The 20,028-nt window shown below is 41.7% G+C and carries 12 protein-coding genes and 2 pseudogenes; 2 read left to right on the top strand and 12 right to left on the bottom strand.

Features of this window, described 5'->3' with window-relative positions:
• Window positions 1–49: 49 nt before the first annotated feature.
• The 10 genes and pseudogenes from PHO71_RS26150 to PHO71_RS03480 form a co-directional block, all read right to left on the bottom strand.
• The gene (locus PHO71_RS26150; protein WP_367279877.1) at window positions 50–1,273 is read right to left on the bottom strand and encodes an RHS repeat-associated core domain-containing protein; all 1,224 of its coding nucleotides are present in this window, start codon (window positions 1,271–1,273) and stop codon (window positions 50–52) included.
• 292 nt (window positions 1,274–1,565) lie between these two features.
• On the bottom strand, window positions 1,566–2,048 hold the full coding sequence (locus tag PHO71_RS03440; protein ID WP_300198947.1) for a hypothetical protein: 483 nt from the start codon (window positions 2,046–2,048) through the stop codon (window positions 1,566–1,568).
• Window positions 2,038–2,652, bottom strand: coding sequence for an HNH/endonuclease VII fold putative polymorphic toxin (locus PHO71_RS03445; RefSeq protein ID WP_300199138.1), 615 nt, complete (start codon window positions 2,650–2,652; stop codon window positions 2,038–2,040). Before PHO71_RS03445 ends, PHO71_RS03440 begins: the two co-directional genes overlap by 11 nt.
• Window positions 2,632–3,481, bottom strand: a pseudogene (locus PHO71_RS03450) (RHS repeat domain-containing protein); the annotation flags it as partial. The pseudogene PHO71_RS03450 and the gene PHO71_RS03445, both read right to left, overlap by 21 nt.
• A 503-nt stretch (window positions 3,482–3,984) precedes the next feature.
• Window positions 3,985–4,371 carry a hypothetical protein gene (locus PHO71_RS03455; RefSeq protein WP_300198950.1) on the bottom strand — a complete coding sequence of 129 codons (387 nt, stop codon included), beginning with the start codon at window positions 4,369–4,371 and terminating at the stop codon, window positions 3,985–3,987.
• A 719-nt stretch (window positions 4,372–5,090) separates the two neighbouring features.
• A pseudogene (locus PHO71_RS03460) lies at window positions 5,091–5,675 on the bottom strand (RHS repeat domain-containing protein); the annotation flags it as partial.
• 186 nt (window positions 5,676–5,861) lie between these two features.
• Entirely contained in the window at window positions 5,862–6,392 is a 531-nt protein-coding gene (locus PHO71_RS03465) for a hypothetical protein (RefSeq protein ID WP_300198953.1), read from the bottom strand.
• 161 nt (window positions 6,393–6,553) lie between these two features.
• Window positions 6,554–9,925, bottom strand: a complete 3,372-nt coding sequence (locus PHO71_RS03470) for an RHS repeat domain-containing protein (RefSeq protein ID WP_300198956.1) — start codon at window positions 9,923–9,925, stop codon at window positions 6,554–6,556.
• Window positions 9,926–10,061: 136 nt separating this feature from the next.
• Window positions 10,062–13,226, bottom strand: a complete 3,165-nt coding sequence (locus PHO71_RS03475; protein WP_300198959.1) for a hypothetical protein — start codon at window positions 13,224–13,226, stop codon at window positions 10,062–10,064.
• Window positions 13,227–13,457: 231 nt separating this feature from the next.
• A complete protein-coding gene (locus PHO71_RS03480) occupies window positions 13,458–13,553 on the bottom strand; it encodes a smalltalk protein (RefSeq protein ID WP_300199141.1) in 96 nt (31 codons plus the stop codon).
• 848 nt (window positions 13,554–14,401) lie between these two features.
• Between PHO71_RS03480 and PHO71_RS03485 the strand changes: the two genes are divergently transcribed.
• Window positions 14,402–15,004, top strand: coding sequence for a DNA-binding protein (locus PHO71_RS03485; protein WP_300198962.1), 603 nt, complete (start codon window positions 14,402–14,404; stop codon window positions 15,002–15,004).
• A 143-nt stretch (window positions 15,005–15,147) separates the two neighbouring features.
• Window positions 15,148–18,006 (top strand): sugar-binding domain-containing protein, encoded by a 2,859-nt coding sequence (locus PHO71_RS03490; RefSeq protein WP_300198965.1) that lies wholly within the window; start codon window positions 15,148–15,150, stop codon window positions 18,004–18,006.
• Window positions 18,007–18,068: 62 nt separating this feature from the next.
• Here PHO71_RS03490 and PHO71_RS03495 read toward each other — a convergent pair whose 3' ends face one another.
• Window positions 18,069–18,197, bottom strand: coding sequence for a hypothetical protein (locus PHO71_RS03495; protein ID WP_300198968.1), 129 nt, complete (start codon window positions 18,195–18,197; stop codon window positions 18,069–18,071).
• A 143-nt stretch (window positions 18,198–18,340) separates the two neighbouring features.
• Window positions 18,341–20,002 carry a fimbrillin family protein gene (locus tag PHO71_RS03500; RefSeq protein ID WP_300198970.1) on the bottom strand — a complete coding sequence of 554 codons (1,662 nt, stop codon included), beginning with the start codon at window positions 20,000–20,002 and terminating at the stop codon, window positions 18,341–18,343.
• Between the last annotated feature and the right edge of the window lie 26 nt (window positions 20,003–20,028).

Below are 20,028 nucleotides of genomic sequence, written 5' to 3' on the forward strand. Positions count from 1 at the left end.
TATTGGAAACAATAACAAAGCATAAAAACTGAGATACATCTTTTCATAATTATTTATATTTTATATGTTTATTGACGGGTAATGGAGGTAAGCCTAATGACAATTGTCCTTGAGAAGCTCTATCAAATGGTATATATATAGAACTGTTTATTTCCATTGATTTATAACCCATACGTTGACCATAATTTCCACCCTGACTGTTTAATTCAGCGCGAATGGTATTCATTTTGCTGACAACGTCTCCAGGATAATTTCCACTATAATTATCTTTTAAGCCACCACCAACTTGTGTATGATGAAGTTCATGCGTCATAGTCATTCCCCAACCTAATGTACGATTATCCATTCCTACGGTTCCATTAATGAATCCTTCTATTTGTCCTATCCCTAATTGTATAGTATTATTGTCTTTAGGATTCACTCCAGACGATCCCGCATTTACAACCGTTACCATATCAGAATGGTCTAAAGCATTTGTTATTGCACCTCTTGCTGTGGCACTACCCACTTGCGTCATATTACCGTTAGCGTCGGCAACCGTCGCAATCATAGGATTTCCATTAGCATCTTTAGCATAAGTCATTATACCATTATTATCCAAAGCTAGACTCAAACCTGTGTGGGATTGCAGATCATCTACTATTTTTTGCATAAAATTAGTACCTATCCCTTTATCTAGCTTTTGTATATCCGCAAATGAAATACTATCTCCTTTCAAATCCACATAGTTTATAGAATTATTGTTACAATAGTTGTATGGACTCATTGCTTTGTATTTTTCAGCTCGCATATCTACCATATGCCACCTACCTATCGCCGCATCATAATGCCTCGCCCCATAATCAAGCCAATTCAGCCCATTCTTTTGATCCAACTCCTTCCCATTATACTTATAAGGCTGAACACTAGCCGTAGAAGTAAACGTACCCCCAAAAGGATAATAAGCATTTGTCTCCTCAACGTTTCCATCCTTATCAGCCACCACCCGGGTATTCCCCTGATGATCCCTCAAATAGAAATGAACCTTCTTATCCGGGCAACTCACATACCCCGCCTCATTAAGCAACATCTTCAAGACCCCATTCTCATAGACCGCATTCCCACAGTAATCTGTAGTCAAAGTAGTGGCACCCGTTTTGTGTACTGTACGCAACTTCGTACCATTCGCTGCATACTCATACAGGACACCGTTACCACCCGTAAAGCTCACCAGATTAGGCAAATTTAAAACATTGTATCCAATATTACTAATATACTTGTTTAAATCCTTCATCAGATTGCCATTTTTATCATACGTATATTCAATCGTCTGGTTAGCCCCGTTCTTAAACTCCGTACCATTACCGAATACCCCACTCGTGACAGTATCCCAGGCTTGCCTTACGACACTAACAGAATACAGTGATAAAGAAAAAAAGACTGTAACTTAACTGTGTTAGCAAAGTGAATTTGATTTTGCTTTCCTGACACAGTTAAGTTACAGTCCTCTTTTTAGCGGTTTAACCCTCTTTGCTATTCACAAGTTTTGATTAGACCAAAATATAAACCTACTGACAGACATTACTTCATTTATTTAATTTAGCAATTAGATTCTTTAAATAATTAATGTCTGGACTTATTATGGGAGCATAATCAATAGCCCCTGGCATCTCTAACTCAAACAAATAATCAATCTTACTTTTTAGCAAATCATATTTCCCTTTTCCAGATAAATTCTTAATGTTCAGATAATAAGGAGGAACAATATTTGTCTGAATAATATGAACTGCCTGATGTATATGAGGTATCAAATCTAAAAAATCTGAAGTATTTAGTAGAAACTCCATTTCAATATTCCTTGCGAATATATTTTTTGACTGAATACTTTCTCCATATAATGAATAATTATATTCTTTCCACTCCAATGGAATTTCATAATGTTCAACGCCCCACACATATTTATAAGAAACGTCTATGATATCTTTCAAATTACTTTGATCTGGAAAGTCCAAAATAACCTGATAATGTCCTTTATAAATTTCACTAATTTTATTTGTCTCAATTTCCATAATAATGATGTTGTTTCAATTTTTCATTTTTTTCTGCATTGTAATGAGGTGATTGATCTCCTTTTCCACCCTGACCATATGTTGCTGGCTTATCTTGACGTATTGTTACTTTCTCTCCTTTAGAATTAGTATACTCATACTGCCTAACATTTCTGTTATTCAAATTTGCAGTAGCTCCTTCAGGTGTATTAGGCTTAATAGTTTTATCAGGTTGTTGTCTTCGAGGAATTCCATTTTGATCTTTCGCATTTCTTAAAGCTTCATTGCCAGATACACTTTTTGTGTCTAATCCTCCATCAAATTTTTTGGCAGCTTGTCCCGCATCGTCTATTTTACCTATTGTTTTCGTTGCATCAGTAGCTTTATCCACTCCTCTTACAGCATCAACCGCCTTATCAACTGCACGAACTCCTTTTATAGTAGCACCTACTCCTTCTGGTACGAGAGGTAGAGCAAGGGCTACACCGTTTGCAACAACTCCAAGCCCATCTACAATCGCGGCACCAACATTACCTTGCTTAACATTGTCTACAAAACTTTGGGCTCCTGTAACAAGACTAAAAACATCCCAAGCCGATTCGATCCATTCTCCATTTGGATCTATATATTTTACTGGATTGTTTGCGCAATATGCATAAAGACTCATCGAATTATATTTCTCCGCCATCCGATCCACCACATGCCACCTACCTATCGCCCCATCATAATGCCTTGCCCCATAATCATACCAATTCAGACCATTCCTTATCTACCACCACCCGGGTATTCCCCTGGTGATCCCTTAGATAAAAATGAAACTTCTTATCCGGAAAACTAACATACCCCGCCTCATTAAGCAACATCTTCAACACCCCATTCTCATAGACCGCATTCCCACAGTAATCTGTAGTCAAAGTAGTAGCACCCGTTTTGCGTACTGTACGCAACTTCGTACCATTCGCTGCATACTCATACAGGATACTGTTACCACCCGCAAAGCTCACCAGATTAGGCAAATTTAAAAGATTGTATCGAATATTACTAATATTCTTGTTTAAATCTTTAATCAGATTCCCATTTTTATCATACGTACACTCAATCGTCTGGTTAGCCCCGTTCTTAAACTCCGTGCCATTGCCATAAACAGAACTCGTGACGGCATCCTGCACAGCTTGTAACTGATTGCCATTGTAAGTCATGGTCAAGTTGTCAATCAACCCGTAGCTGCTTGCAGCAGTCTGTCCGTAACGCTTCAATCCCAGGATATTTCCCATCTTATCATAGCTCGTGATCTGCTCATTGAAACGATTCGGATTCGTTGCAAGCGTAGTGCCTTCCCCATAAGTAGCATCCTTCAATCTTGACAGTCCGTCATACGTGGAACGATAACCTCTTTCACTGGTTTCCGTCCCCGCCTTCCACGACATACTACTGATATTACCGCCATAACAAGGAGTGTTCCCCGCTATCGGCTCCTGATTCATCTGGAGTTCCAAGTAATGGAAGGAGATGAAGATATGCGGAGGATATTCAGATATTTTGTTACTCAGATATAGGGTAATTCGAATTTAAATGGGATGTTTTTTACAGCTTTGTTATAGAATCATCCATAGCCTAACTTTAGTTATTCAATAATCATTATTTCTATCAGTAGAAATCAAAAAATATAAATCTCCTTTCTCTCTAATTATAATATTCTTGTTAACTCGAATCTATAGCCTATTTGCCTAAAACTTTAATTTTACACTTTAACTCTTGACATTCTTCCTGAGTCAAGCCTAGAATATTTTGCAAAGTATCCACATTCTCCTGCAAGTTTGGACTATGTTGTTTCTCTCTTATTTTATGCGTTTTAGTCCGACTCAAACTAAAAATCCCGTTAGCCATTACAAACCAACGGGATTTTACTATTTAATCAGTTTTGGGATGACCAAAATATAAACTTGCTCTGCTAAAATTATTTTCGCTTCAAAACGCTTTTGTCAAGTTTTAACTTGTTTTTGTTTAAAATTATAACTTTGATATTTTCTTCGATGTAAATCCCGCCTATCAATGCTTTTTCTATGTTGCTTAAAGCAGGATTATTGTTACACTTAATTTCAATTACATTGTCGTTTATAATAGACCATTCCCCTATACATAAAGTTGATCCCAAATCAACTGTTTTCTGCAAAACACAAGTTCCATCCTGCTTCAATTCCAATTCAACATGAAAAGAAAATTGATTTTTATAAATCACCTCTTCGCCTTCATATAATCCACTTAGTGTACTAAAGGTAGGTTGCTGGCTCTTACAGGATAACAACAAAGGCAAAATAGCAATAGATATTATAAGTTTTTTCATCGTTTATAGTATATATTAGGATATGAAGTTCTCAAAATAAAATTAGCGGGCAGTGCTCTAACACCTGGACTATTTGGATAGGCATTTATAAAATCTGCTCTTGTAGAATTTATATTTAAAGGTGCTATGCCTGTATTTACAGTACTTCCCGGAACATAAAACGTTCCTCCGGATAATCCATGTACCCATGAGGGTGTAATTGTGCCAAAAGAATTTGCAACCGAAGTTGAAGCTAAACCTGATACCGAAGAAGGATTATAAGCAAATTGTGCCTTATAAGCGGCAACTTCATCAAACACATCTTGGGCCAAAGAAAGCCCCTTTTGCCTTTCAAAAGCTATATCTCCTGTTTCGAACTGTCCTGCGTGGGTCATTTCGTGTACAAAATTATCCGTACCGCTAAACTTTATATCAATTACATTCGTACCTGCGTTTAATTTTAGTCCGCCATCCTTTCCATAAACTGCATGTGATAACCTATAAACTTGCGCGCTACCTTCCAAAGTTCCCATAGTGCCAATACTTGAATTTAGACTGGCTATCCTTTCCGTTTTATCTCCGATTTTGCTTGCCAATTTTTCAGCATTCCAGCCTTTCGCTTCGGCTTTTGCAGTTAACTTATCAACGCTGGATTGAAGTTTATTTCTTTGACTTTCAACTTGTCTTTTTAGTTTTTCCCATTCTTTTAAACTTCGCTTCTCTATCTCCATACCAGTTGGGTCAATAAACTTTATCGGGTTATTTGCACAATAAACATATGGACTAATTGAATAATACTTCTCCGCCATCGGATCCACCACATGCCACCTACCTATCGCCGCATCATAATGCCTCGCCCCATAATCATACCAATTCAGCCCATTCTTTTGATCCAACTCCTTCCCATTATACTTATAAGGCTGAACACTACCCGTAGAAGTAAAAGTACCACCAAAAGGATAATAAGCATTCGTCTCCTCAACGTTTCCATCCTTATCAGCCACCACCCGGGTATTCCCCTGATGATCCCTCAAATAGAAATGAACCTTCTTATCCGGGAAACTAACATACCCCGCCTCATTAAGCAACATCTTCAACACCCCATTCTTATAGACCGCATTCCCACAGTGATCTGTAGTCAAAGTGGTAGCACCCGTTTTGTGTACTGTACGCAACTTCGTACCATTCGCTGCATACTCATACTCAACACTATTCCCACCCGTAAAGCTCACCTGATTAGGCAAATTTAAAAGATTATATCGAATATTACTAATATTCTTGTTTAAATCTTTAATCAGATTGTTGTTTTTATCATAAGTATATTCTACCGTCTATTTAGAGTTTTTTTTAACTTTAATCCATCACCGAATATTTTTTAGTCTTAAGACTAGCACTTTCATTAAAACAATATTCTTCAAATGAGGATAAGCCCTCATACACAAAATAATACCCTGATGTAAACTATCTTCATGAGACAACCTATATCAGGGTAATACCGTTACTATACTAAATTATTGCTTCAAATACAATTTGTTTTTTCGCCCTTTATCTCGGAAAATAATTTTTCTGTTCTTCAATTCTATTTTTTTATCTTTAAAAACTTTATAGCCAAACAAAGAATCGATAATATTAACTGTTACATCAAGAGTTTCTCCAATTGACAAATGAGGATGTATTGTTTCTGTCCTAATATCATCATAACACATAGCATACCCTGTTCCTCGTAATACAAAAGGTCTTTTAGCTACTAAAAAATAAAGACTATCCACAGGGACTTTAGTATCAAAGGAATATGAGCCCTGCACATGAGGTTCAAGTAGAGATCGTTCATCCAATAAGGGTTTCCCATTTATATATGTAAAACAAATATAGTCTGTCTCTGGCTTTTCCAAAATATTGATTTTTATTTTAACAATAGATTTTCTTTGGTTATTTTTTGTTTTCACATATTCGATAGGTATTTTATCTCTCTGTTCAAAACTTGTTAGATATATTAAATTTCCTTTTTTTCGCCAACTTCCAGATGATTCACTGTACCACATAGCGTGATATTCATATTTGAAAGTAGAATCCTCGAAAAAAACAAGAGTATGCGGATTTTTCCCACTATATTTCCCATTTATGAAGGGGGGTAGGGAAATACAGCCATTCAACAATATACTTAAACACACAAGTCCGATATACACATATTTCATAGATATTATTATTTTATAATTCTCAATATATCTTTCGGGTTCTTATTTGGATATACATATTTTATATACAAATAATCTCCACCACTATTTAGTCCTAACACCCAACGAGGGTTAATATCACTCAAAGAATTCGCTCTTCCAAAATCAGAAATAGGCATACTTGATTTATCAAATGAAAATTGACGACTATAAGCTTTCACCTCTCCAGGAATTATTGAGCTTTTTGTATACCTTCCATTTTTCCATAAATCATATCCATGTGATGATTCGTGTATTCCATTTGATTCGGCTCCGTTACCTGCAATATCCATTACAATAATTCCATCTTTAATACCAGTACCTCCAACATCTCCATCAATTTTATTGTAAGTAAATATTTGATTTTTTATTTCTCCCATAGTAGTTAATTCAGTAATTCCTGTTTCAAGATTATCAATGTTATTTTGTATTCTTGCAGCCTTTGTTTCATCTTTAGAGATATCCTTCCCCATTTTTTGTTTTTTAGCTATTTTAGAATTTAGTTTATCAAGACTGTTTTGCTCTGAACTTATACGATCTGTCATTGCATGAGATAGTGATTTAGCATATTCTTCATCTTCTTTGGTTTTCCATTCTTTCCCATCTGGATCAATAAACTTTATCGGGTTATTTGCACAATAAACATATGGACTAATTGAATAATACTTCTCCGCCATCGGATCCGCGACATACCATTTTCCTATCGCCGCATCATAATGCCTCGCCCCATAATCAAGCCAATTCAGCCCATTCTTTTGATCCAGCTCCTTCCCATTATACTTATAAGGCTGAACACTAGCCGTAGACGTAAACGTACCCCCGAACGGATAATACGTATTCGTCTCTTCCAAATTTCCATCCTTATCAGCCACCACCCGGGTATTCCCCTGATGATCCCTCAAATAGAAATGAACCTTCTTATCCGGGCAACTCACATACCCCGTCTCATTAAGCAACATCTTCAACACCCCATTCTCATAGACCGCATTCCCACAGTAATCTGTAGTCAAAGTGGTAGCACCCGTTTTGTGTACTGTACGCAACTTCGTACCATTCGCTGCATACTCATACTCAACACTATTCCCACCCGTAAAGCTCACCTGATTAGGCAAATTTAAAAGATTATATCGAATATTACTAATATTCTTGTTTAAATCTTTAATCAGATTCCCATTTTTATCATACGTATACTCAATCGTCTGGTTAGCCCCGTTCTTAAACTCCGTGCCATTGCCATAAACAGAACTTGTAACGGCATCCTGCACAGCTTGTAATTGATTGCCATTGTAAGTCATGGTCAAGTTGTCAATCAGTCCATAGCTACTTGCGGCAGTCTGTCCGTAACGCTTCAATCCCAGGATATTTCCCATCTTATCATAGCTCGTGATCTGCTCATTGAAACGATTCGGATTCGTTGCAAGCGTAGTGCCTTCCCCATAAGCAGCATCCTTCAATCTTGACAGTCCGTCATACGTGAAACGATAACCTCTTTCACTGGTTTCCGTCCCCACCTTCCACGACATACTGCTGATATTCCCCCCATAACAAGGCGTATTCCCCGCAATCACCTCCTGATAATTCAACGTCTGACTAAACAACGGTCCCGTTATACCCTTCGTCCACGAACGCACATTATATGCATACTCCGTTTTCAGTTTCGCATTTCCATTACGGCTGTCCGATTTCAAACGACCTACCTCATCATATGTGTTGCTTACTAAGGTTACAGCAGTTGCACCGTTCAACTGGTAAGTGGTAGTGAGTAACCGTTCGGCATTATCGTAAGTGTAGGTATAAACTTCCGTCTGCGTCTCCTTCCCAGATGCCGTATGCACCTTCTTCACCTTCATCGGATTCCCCGTAAAGTCATACAGAGTAAACACCTGTTCCGTTCCCACCAACGCATTATTCCCCTTCTGCTGAATCAACCGCCCCCGCTCGTCGTAATACATCACCAAGTATAGATACCCCGATATCACTCCGCTGCTGTTCATCCTCGCAGTCAGTGTTCCTGTGAGTAACCCTTTGTTTCCAAATGTCCGCTTTGTGCCGTAACCGGCTACCGTCTCATACGCCGTCACCGCCGTATTCGGAATATCATTGTATCCGATAAACCCATACTGATCATAGTAATTCACACTCAACACCGTAGGAGATACCAATGAAACCATCGGCAACTCATACCCCTTCAACACATTCGTCTGATTCGTACCACCCAATTTAGTAGCCTTCACCACCACATTACTCAAGGGATCCGTAGTATAAGTCATGACATTCTTGCACGTACCCGTTAGTACAATCCGGTTAAAGACATCCGGAATACTGAACGACCATTCCCCTTTCACACGCTGCTCCCCATCCTGCACAAAAATCGGTCTGTCCGCCGCGTCATACACCGTATAAACAGGATCACATCCCGGCAGTTTCTTATAAATACACCGGTTTCTCCCGTCATACTTGTATATATACCCATACTTCTGTATCGCCTCGACGGTTTCCGCCCAGGAAGCCGGAAGAGTAGTAGCCGTCAGTATATCAGACGCTGCCGGGGGCAACACCATCCTTACATTCCCGTAATTGTCATAGACATAATACGTATCGTGCATCGTCTCCCCCTCCAATATTCGGGATAACAACACTCGCCCTACACGATCTTTGAACTCCAAGCTTACTTGTCCATCCTCATTGGTAGTTTGCGTGCAATCCATCGTGCCCGTAGCGTAATTCTGCTGATACACCAGATTATCTCCCGACAGCGCATAGGTACGCACACTCAACTTGGGATAAAACGTCTTAAACGTTGGCAAATCCTTCTTATTCTGATTGGTCAGCATCAGTGTACTTACCGGATGCTCCGCCCACGCCGCTCCCGGTCCGAACTGTTTCTCAATCCTGTTCATAGGCGAGTTTTCATAAACGGGGTAACTGTAGGGTGAAGAGTCATTGCCGTAATAGGTCGCTGCACGAGCCAGATTACCAATCTGGTAAGGTTGGATATATCCACCTCCGGAAGTGTTCGTCTTGAAAGGTAACCAACTTACAAACTCTCTATTCAGAGGATCATACTCCTGTAACTTCACCAAATCACTTCCGTCAGGTGCTAACCCGTGCAGAATATTGAGAGTCGGATTACCGAAGCGGTCATAATACTGAATCTCCCGTCTCATTTCTTCCTTGTTCAATTCCGAAAGTTCCGTTGTTCTGGTCCTCGGAATCACCTTAATCATGTGTGGCTGCCCTGCTGAAGTGTGCATATACAGTGTGTCGCGGGATTGCCCGGAAACATCCACCGAACCCATCAAAAGCAGGAGGCATGACAACAAAGTGCCTATTGTCTGTCTATTTATTATTATTGTTCTCATTTTTACGACTTTTTTAATTCATGATTTAAATCATCGCGCCTATTAAAAGCCGGAGCCGTCTTGCCCTTTAAAAAGATACGTGTCCTGCTATCCGCCAAACGATCTTCCGCCTTTATCGTCGCTATTTGTTTACTGTTTACTTCTCCCCAAAGTGATACAAGAATCTTTGCAGCAATACCTTATTCGCGCTAGCGTCCAGATAATAACTTCCCGTTAATCTGTTCCAGCCGTCATACTCGTGGCGGGTGGTGACATTGTTCGGGTCTGTGACGGCTACTACTCCTTTGAGTGGCTCGTACTCGCAACTGTACACGTTGGCATTCGGCAAAGTCTTTACCTTTTCTATCGCTATCCTCATCCCTTCAGGAGGGGTGGAAGCCTCGGACCATTTCTTCAGCGAGTCTTTCATCGCCGTGACAGGTCCCATTGCTGCCAACACCTGGTCCCGCGTCGTGTTCTCAATCATCGCCACTGGAAATCGGCCTTGATATCCCCAGAGATAGGTCGTAGGCGTCCCGTCCTTGCCTCGAACCTCAGCAACATTATTATAATTATCATACTCCATATACACTACCTCATCCCTGAGCTCCGGTTTCTGATCCGTTGCCGATACCACCTTATCCGGCAGACTCGTTCCCGGTTTAAAGACAATCCGGCTCTCCTTCCAGTTGCCCCCTTCCGTATGGCGGTGCTTCGACAGAATCCCCGGAAACGTCCCATCCAGATAATCATACTCGTCAATCACTGTGCTGCCGTCGCTACGAGTCGTCGTCACCCGGCGGGGCTCCAGCGAAGAGCCTTGATTATAAGAGAGTATATGCTCGTAAGCCTTCTGAGTCTTGTACTCATCTCCCATGATGCTACTCATCGAACGATATTCATCGGTACGCTCCCCCTTAAGGAAAGTATATGAACCGATATGCAGATAAAAAGTGGACTGCGCCATTCCCCCGTCCTGGGGTGGATAAAACCTCCCGGTCGAGAACATACTACTCCATGAATATTCCCCCGGATTATTCAGGCAAATTTCCGTACTCGCCGATATATGTCTTGCTGGGATATCGATACTCACTACAGATCCCACGTCTGCGCGTTCATATTCATACTGAGTCGTTGACAATATAAAGTTCGATCCCCGGTAACGCTCTACCCTTGCCAACTTACCCGCTAACCAATGCGGGTCGGATATGTCGCTATACTCATCCGAATGCTTTCCCTGATTATTGGGAAGAGGGCAGACAAGCCCCTGCAACTCACTGAACGAATGAGTGAGAAGAAAATCATTCACTCTGCTTTCCTTCTTTCTATAGTCCAAATCATCGACGTCCCATGTGAGGATACCGGTATGCTTATGAAAAGGCACATGATATATATAAACAGTTTCCTGCTTAGTACCAGCCCCTTCTATCTTCTCCCTGACATTACTGTACAACACTGCGCTGCCGTTATGAAACGTAATCTGAGATACGGGCATCGTATGGAAAATTGTTAGTGCCCTCTGATATCCCGATTTCTGCACCTGCAACATATTCGTCTGATAATCTCTCTCCGTAACAATATGCGGAATAGCGCCTCCGCCCCAAGTCACTCCGTTGCCGATAGAGCGCTCCAGACCATACGTGTACCTTTTGAAAATAGTTTTCTGAACCTTAGGCTCGTATGTACGAATGGTTTTCACTCGTAACCCTCCTACCGGACGAAGATATTTTTGTCCCTCCTCCCGTGGGTCCGAAGTATCGCAAGCGAAAGCCGCGTAATTCCCCTCATACTCAAAATGAGTTTCCAGCCCTTGCGGATCGGTAATTTGAATCAACATCCCCGAATTAGCCCAGAGCGGATTGGCCTCACGGTTTGTTCCTTTATAGTCCAATAGGAGACGCTCATTCTTACCATATTTATTCAATAGCAACACCTTACGGAAATTTGGAATCGCTGAATGAGCATATTTATTCTCCGGTCCGTTACAGAACCCCCAATGATCCACCTCCTTCGTATTTACGGAAGGAACGGAAGGTCCCCCGTTATAATTAAACTTATACACGCGTTTCTCCACCCCCGGTGCGGTGATACTCACCGAATCCAGCTTAGTCAGCGAAGTATTAGCGTTAAAAGCACTAAGGTAGAAACGGATACTTCTTACCAACTTTCCTTTCTCGTCCGTCACCTCCAGCCTGTCATATACCTCCGAATAGTGATTTGGACCACCAACCGCTGTATAGCTCACGTTCATCGTATTTCCCATGAAATGAATATCCGTCAGGCGCGAAACATTCATCTCTTGACTCATACTGGAAGACGAGGTAAACTCCAGACCCACTTTCCCTCCATAAGTATCTCTAAGCGTCGTTTTATAATCATAAAAAGAAGCGTCCGGCTTGGTTACATAATCGGGTATTACTTCAAGATGTTTGTCTGAATTCGGCGTATGGCATGTCAGATAATAGACATCTCCCGACTCAGGCTTGCTCAATATTACTTCTTCGTTACCCATATCCCCTTTATTTACTCCCGACAATATGTGAGTCATTGTCTCGTAGCTAAACGTAACCGAAGGCGTGACCCTGTGCGGCGAACGAATACTGGTACATAGCCAGCGATTCACTGTCTGGGAAACAAATATCTTCTCAACTGCCCCGTTGAACTCATAATAATACCCTTTATCATCGGTGATAGTCATTTTTTCGTTTTTCTCCCACCGTACCACGTCATTCGTTCGCGGGCAAGTGACCATCGGGCTGCTCGGATAAAGCATATATCCGCTTCCGCCCCCATGAGGAAGTCTGTAAGTAAACTTGTCGGGCTGGCTGTCCCGCACCCCGTTTACCACATCCTCCATGAATTGAATCTGTTCCATTCTGGTAGCTCCCCCAGGAATGCCGCGATGATAACTACCCTCGTACAACCAGCCATACATGCCACCGTCGTCAGCCCCACGAACCTCTCTACTGACAGATGGTTCGAGACTGAGTGACCAATTTGTGCCGACCAGTCCGCTACCCTCCTGCGGCTTAAGTCCCGAAGCATGATAAGACAAAGTTACCGGGATAGTGACGTCCCCGGCCACAATCTCATATAGCGGGATACTAATCTCAGGAACCCCCGTACAATAATTCATCGGATATGATTGGAATCTATCCATGATAGCTGCTTGTGGTGAAACCGGAAATAGCTGAGGCTTTTCCAGTTTTACCGTAGTAATTTCTTGACTCCCTACTGATAAAGACGAAGTCATGCACAACAAAAGAGCCCCAAGTAATCTGCCGGCCATCCTATGATGGCTTTTTAAATATAAAATACTCATACTAAATTGTTTTTTTAATAATTCTTATTTTGAATAAGGCATCAGGCAAACCGGTAAACAGTGTACCTGCTTCCCCATTCAATTCAAAATCTTGCTAAATACCGCTTTTTGTGTAAGCGCCCGAAAACAATCCCCCTGACCGAACAGGGCCCTTGCTCATGAAGGGGATTGCATATTGTTTGCATATCGAATCCGTTTGCAGGATTCATCTATAGGGTATGTATACCAACCTTATAAATTCATAGCATTGCCGCCCAGTGCTCCCAGCACCGCCGAAGCCACCGCGATAATCGCTTTGAGGATAATATCCCATACTGATTTCTTTATAGCCATAATCTCTACACCTCCTTTCCGGTCCTTTACTATCGTTATTTACTCTGCGTTTCCCGTCTCCTCCATGGCGGAGCGAAATATTCTTTTATCAGCAAAACTATTTTTAAAAATTGTCCATCCATCTTTTTGTTTTACCCAATTCATGACTATCAACTGGAAGTCACAAATTCGTTGTAAAAACACTCTTTTTATGGCTCAAAAGCTATAATTGAACCTTATCTTTGAAAGCTTTCCTACTAACAGTACTAATGAGGAAGAAGGAAAGTCAAAAGGCAAAGCGTTTTTAACTAATATTAAATATCAGCTCTGTAAAAAGCTTGCGTGGTATCGGTAGCAATTGCCGACGTTTTTGTTTTCTTTCCACACATCAAAAGTATCACATTCAAAGGAGGGGTAGTTGCATAATTCGTCTTAGCACGTCTTAGCTTGCCTTAATTTGCACTAATTCGTCTTAGTGATGTTTTAGTCGTCTTAGTTTACTTTAGGCTACCTTAATTTGCCTAATTGGTGTTTACTTTGATATGGGGACCGATAATACCTTTGTTCGTGCTTATCCATAAAAAATTTCCTTTGTAAGTCATACCATTTACATCATTGAGTTCAATTACTGATTTGTATGAGTATTCCCAATAAAAAATTGGTAAGCATAGATTAATATGTATTTATTCTGCGTATATTTGTTTCATTAGTACTTCAGTTTTCGTTCTACTTAAGTGGAACGAAAGAACCAGTTTATTAGAACGATCGATCTACTTAAGTGGAACGAAAACTGGATTGTACACAAATTAATTAATAGATGGTAGGGAATTAATTAATCTTTCCTACTGAAAAAATTATAGGCAATGAGCGTATATTATGATCTTTACGAAACCCCGGATCTTGCTAAGAGTGGGGAAAAACAACCTTTACACGCACGCGTTGTTTTGAAAGGCAGCTACACGGCAGAGGAGTTTATGAAACAGGTAGTTATGTGCCAACATGTGGCCCACGCACAATTGGTGGGAGTGTTGGATGCTGTGGCAAATGAGCTGAAAGATTTGCTGCTTAATGGATTTTCAGTGGAATTGGGCGAGATCGGTTATGTTTCTCTTTCGCTGAGTGTGGATAAAAAGGTATTAAATCCAAAAGAGATTCGTTCTCCGTCTATATCTCTTAAAGACATTAATATACGGATTAATCGCCAGTTTAAAAAAGATATAGAGAACAGGATTGAGTTGCAACGTTTTCATTCGCCGCTGCGGGTGAAAAATCCGTTGGACGAGGGGCGGTGTCTGCTGCGGTTGAATAAGTTTCTGGAGGAACATCCGTGTATTAATAGACGAGATTATGCAATGCTCGTGGGGAAAACAAAGAAACAGGCATTGCAGGATATCAATGCTTTTATTGAGCAAGGAATTTTGAAAAAATATGGGGTAGGGCGTTCGGTCGTATATATTAAAGGTTAGCGATCAAAAAAAACAACCTATTTGTTACTATAAACGTTGTATTTTACTATTTTATTGTTTTTTTTTATGGGATTCGTCTAGGTGGTTTGTTTTCCGCTTTATCTTTGCGATGGATAAAACTAATCATACTAAAATCGTATATTATGCATGGAATAACACATCATCGGAGAGGCGCAATTCTTTTATTGTTATTGACATTTTTATGTTCGTCGTGGGGACAATCGACGAGCAAACGTTGTATTATCGATTTGAGTGGTACTTGGAACTTTGCGTTGGACCCTCAGGAAAAAGGAGAGCAAGAGAAATTATGGAATGTCAATTTGTCCGAGAATGTAGTGTTGCCGGGTACAACCGATACGAACCGAAAGGGAAAGGAAAATACCAACAAGTCGGAAACTACTTTTTTGTCGAGGTATTATAAATATGAAGGTGCGGCATGGTATAGCAGGAATGTAGAAATTCCTGCTGATTGGGAAGGAAAGCATATGGTGCTTTTTCTGGAACGTACCCGGCCGACTACCGTATGGATTGATGACCGGGAAGTAGGGAAAAACAATTATTTGTCTACTCCGCAAGAGTACGATCTTTCGCACTATTTGTCTCCCGGTTTGCATAAACTAACCATCCGTGTAGATAATGGAAAGAGTATTCCCGGGCAGATTCGTTCAAGCTCTCATGCCTGTACGGAATCAACCCAGACTAATTGGAATGGTATGATCGGACGGATGGAACTGCAAGCCATGAACCCGTTGTTTATAGAATCTGTTCAGACTTTCCCACAACCGGCGCATCACTCTGTTAAAGTGAAAGTCACTCTGTCCAAAGCCGACGGTATCCATGGAAAAAAACTTCAGCTTTCTGCTTCTGCATTCAATACTACTAAAAACCATCGTGTGAAAGCAGTTGAATATGAACTAAAAGAAGGTTGCCGCGAATATGAATTTGATTATCAGTTAGGTGAAAAGGCTTTGATGTGGAGTGATCTTCAACCGGCTCTGTATCAACTCAGAACGGAAATAAATGGCATAGATGAAAAATCTGTTTCTTTCGGATTGCGTATTTTCCGGTCGGAAGGGACCCACTTTACTATTAACGGTGTTAAAACTTTCCTCAGAGGAAAACACGATGCTTGCGTATTTCCTTTGACGGGTTATACGGCAATGGATCTGGAACAGTGGCGACGTTATTTTAGAATTTGCAAAGAGTATGGGTTGAACCATTGCCGTTTTCATTCCTGGTGTCCTCCTGCCGCTTGTTTTGAAGCTGCGGATCTGGAAGGTGTCTATTTGCAGCCGGAACTTCCTATATGGGGTGGCTTCAACAAAGAATCTGTCGAACTGATGGATTTCTTGATGAAAGATGGTGAAAATATAATGCGTACCTATAGCAATCATCCTTCTTTCGTTCTTTTTGCTTTGGGAAATGAGTTGGGTGGAGATATTGATATAATGAAACGCTTTGTAAACAGCTTCCGGGCGGTGGAACCGAGACATTTGTATACGTATGGTTCGAACATCTTTTTAGGTTCGAGAGGACATATACCGGGAGAAGATTTTCTGGTGACTTGCCGTGTGGGTAGTGGTGAAGGTTATTCTACCCATGCGCGTGCTTCTTTCTCTTTTGCCGATGCGGAAGAAGGAGGATACCTGAATCATACGTATCCCAATTTGGTGATGAACTTCGATGAGGCTCTGAAAAAATCTCAGGTTCCGGTAATTGGTCATGAAACGGGACAATATCAAATTTATCCGAACTATAAGGAAATGGAAAAATATACAGGCGTATTGGCTCCCTGGAATTTTGAGATATTTCGGAAACGTCTGGAAGAAGCGGGTATGTCCAATCAGGCGGAAGATTTCTTGAAGGCATCCGGTGCATGGTCTGTGGAGCTTTACCGGGCAGATATAGAGATGAATTTACGTAGCGGACGGATGGCAGGCTTTCAGTTGCTCGACTTGCAGGATTATCCGGGACAAGGTTCCGCTTATGTCGGTATTCTGGATGCGTTTATGGATAGCAAAGGACTGATTGAACCTCGAAAATGGAGAGAATTCTGTAGTGAAGTCGTTCCTTTATTGGTTACGCCGAAGTTCTGTTGGACAGGGCAGGAGGCTTTCACAGGTGATATCAAGATTGCTAATTACGGAGGAAGTTCATTGAAGGGACAGAGTGTGGTATGGGAATTGAAAAATGATAAAAAAACTCTCCGGAAAGGGAAAATGATCATTCCTGCGGGGGAAGGTTTATTAAATGCAGGTGCAATTCATTTGACATTGCCGAATGTTGAAAAGGCGTGTAAAGCAGAATTGTCTTTAAAAATTTCCGGCACTGCTTATCAAAATAGTTATCCGTTATGGATATATCCCGTCAGAAAAAAACTGAATCCGGGTGAAGTGATGGTTGCCCGTCAGCTAACAGACAGTTTGCTGGAAACGTTGAAGCAAGGAGGAAAAGTCTTGTTGATGCCTTATAAGGAAGAATGCAACGATGTGACGGTAGGAGGGCTTTTTCAAACCGATTATTGGAATTACCGGATGTTCAAGAGTATTTGTGACCGTATTAAGAAACCGGCTTCTCCCGGTACTTTGGGTATCCTCACCGATCCCGGTCATCCTGTTTTTGCTGATTTCCCGACAGAATATCACACGAACTGGCAATGGTACTCAATAATAAAAAACAGTTATCCGCTGATCTTAGACCGTATGCCTAAGGAGTATCGCCCACTTGTGCAGGTGATTGATAATGTGGAGCGTAACCATCGTCTTGGATTGGTGTTTGAATTGAAAGTAGAAGGTGGTAAACTGTTAGTCTGTATGGCCGATCCGGAAGCTGTACGTAATACTCCGGAGGGATCGCAGTTTTATGCAAGTTTGCTGGAGTATATGAATTCTCCGAATTTTAAACCTACTACATCCGTATCGGTAGAATCGTTTAAGAATCTGTTTATAGAAGGTACACAAAGTGAAGGCATCAAAGTGCTGAACAATATTTCGTATGATTAGCCAGTTGTTTTTAAAAGATAATGATTGTAAAGAAAGGAGATAAATGGTAATTGATGAAGGTACTAGCCATTGTTTGTAAGAAATGATGTTGTTTTGATAAAGTTGATAAATCGGTTTCGATGCGATTTAGCCTCCCACTTGGCATAATCAGGCTTATGCGGCACTGCCGCTACCAGTATTCTGCGATCCATACCTATTTATATTATTACAATCTTTTGGGTCGATAAAAAGCCCCGCAAAACGTACGTTTTGCGGGGCTGATTCGTTGCTTGAATACCTCTTTCGGACACCTTATCCTCCCGTCCGGCTTGGGAGGTTTTTATTCGTGTGGCTACTAATTTACTACATTGAGTTCAACTGAAGAGTTGCTTGACTGATCTTTATCTTTTTCCCACATCTCCAATTGAGCGGCTGTCAAGGTCAAGGTAAGTTGAAGTTCTTCTTTTTGTGCGCCACACCACATGGTTTCCAGTGCTGTATTGGCACTCACATCGAGGGCGGTGAGTTGATTCTGGTAACAAAGCAAGTCGGTCAGCGCTGTATTCACCTGCACATCGAGCGTGGTGAGCTGATTGCCAGAGCAGTCTAAGACGGTCAGCGCCGTATTTTTGCTCACATCGATCACGTCGATGGAGCTACTCCTGCAGTTTAAGACGGTTAGCGCCGTATTTTTGCTCACATCAATGGCAGTGAGGGAGTTGAGTCCGCATTGCAGAGATTTGAGCTTGGTATTCATAGTCACATTGAGTGCAGTGAGTTGATTGCCTTCGCAATTCAAGATGGTCAGCTCTGTATTGGCCTTCACATCGAGGGCAGTGAGTTGATTGACGGTGCAAACCAAATCCGTCAGTGCAGTATTGGCCTTCACATCAAGGGCGGTGAGTTGATTGTTGCTGCAGTACAATATGGTCAGCGCTGTATTCTTGCTCAGATCGAGGGCGGTGAGTTGATTTCTGTCGCAGTCCAATTTGGTCAGCCCGGTCATATACTCAATGCCTTTGAGCGAGGTGATACCTTTGCTACCTACATTAAGGTTGGTGATTTTTTTGAGAGCGACCAGTGTTTCGGCATTTTTGAAGTCGATCTTGTTGCCTGTGTGTGGGACAGAATGATTATTAATCAATACTTCCACAAATTTGGGATCTTGGAAAGGCAACTCAATCGCTTCGCCTTCGGGAATTACCACTTCCGAGCCCCAATCCTTCACCGTTACGCTGCCGATGGTGATGCGGTTTTTGCCCACGGTGACGTTGTAGGTATAGCTCTTGCCGGCTTCGAGGGCGGGGATGCCTTTCACGGTAAGTGGGGTGGGGGTTGTGCCGTCGGTTACGGTCAGGGTGATGAATGTGGCTCCCCCGTCAGCAGTGGTTGGGGTGAGCAGGGCGTAGAAGTCGGTGTCGGTAGCTTTACAAGCCGATACGGTGACTGGACCTGTTGTCGTCCCTCCGGTGTTGTATCCGCTGGTGTTGCCCGATACGCTGGCGGCACTCACCGAGTAGCCCGTGGCGTACTGGTCGTTGAAACCTGCAATGTGAACGATGACGCGTGCCGTCTTGCGCTGCATAGCTATATCAACGGTGTTGGCTTCGGTCTTGGCTTTGTCGCCGGAGAAGGTCATATAGTCCGCTGCAGCAATCTTCGCAAGGTCGCTCTGGTCGGTGGGCAGGGTGAAGCTCTGCGCATCGGTTCCTGCTGTTGCGGGGTAGTAGGCGGTAAAGGTCATCGACGGAGTGTTCCACTTGAGGTATTTATTTGCCTCCGGGTTCCACGTTCCGTTTGTGAAGGTATAGATCACTGCTGACTGCTCGTCTGCCGACACACTGATTTTGTCGCCTGCGTTGAACACTTTCTGTGTCGTTGCATCGCCCGCTGGGTTGCTACGGGTAATATTGATACCCTCGCCCACGGTGGCATTGACGCGAACTGCCGAGGGGTCGGTGTTGAAATCTATGTCTAAGTTCTCATTCTGACACGCGGTGAAGGCAAGCGTTGCCATTGCACCTATTATATATATGTATCTTT

This window comes from Bacteroides sp. (assembly GCF_028690125.1).
Classification (GTDB): domain Bacteria; phylum Bacteroidota; class Bacteroidia; order Bacteroidales; family Bacteroidaceae; genus Bacteroides.

Bases quoted from the DNA above. Each gene is read 5' to 3' on its own strand.
- PHO71_RS26150 (WP_367279877.1), bottom strand. From the start codon at position 1,273: ATGAAGGATTTAAACAAGTATATTAGTAATATTGGATACAATGTTTTA.
- PHO71_RS03440 (WP_300198947.1), bottom strand. From the start codon at position 2,048: ATGGAAATTGAGACAAATAAAATTAGTGAAATTTATAAAGGACATTAT.
- PHO71_RS03455 (WP_300198950.1), bottom strand. From the start codon at position 4,371: ATGAAAAAACTTATAATATCTATTGCTATTTTGCCTTTGTTGTTATCC.
- PHO71_RS03465 (WP_300198953.1), bottom strand. From the start codon at position 6,392: ATGTGGTACAGTGAATCATCTGGAAGTTGGCGAAAAAAAGGAAATTTA.
- PHO71_RS03470 (WP_300198956.1), bottom strand. From the start codon at position 9,925: ATGAGAACAATAATAATAAATAGACAGACAATAGGCACTTTGTTGTCA.
- PHO71_RS03475 (WP_300198959.1), bottom strand. From the start codon at position 13,226: ATGAGTATTTTATATTTAAAAAGCCATCATAGGATGGCCGGCAGATTA.
- PHO71_RS03485 (WP_300198962.1), top strand. From the start codon at position 14,402: ATGAGCGTATATTATGATCTTTACGAAACCCCGGATCTTGCTAAGAGT.
- PHO71_RS03490 (WP_300198965.1), top strand. From the start codon at position 15,148: ATGCATGGAATAACACATCATCGGAGAGGCGCAATTCTTTTATTGTTA.
- PHO71_RS03495 (WP_300198968.1), bottom strand. From the start codon at position 18,197: ATGGATCGCAGAATACTGGTAGCGGCAGTGCCGCATAAGCCTGATTAT.
- PHO71_RS03500 (WP_300198970.1), bottom strand. From the start codon at position 20,002: ATGGCAACGCTTGCCTTCACCGCGTGTCAGAATGAGAACTTAGACATA.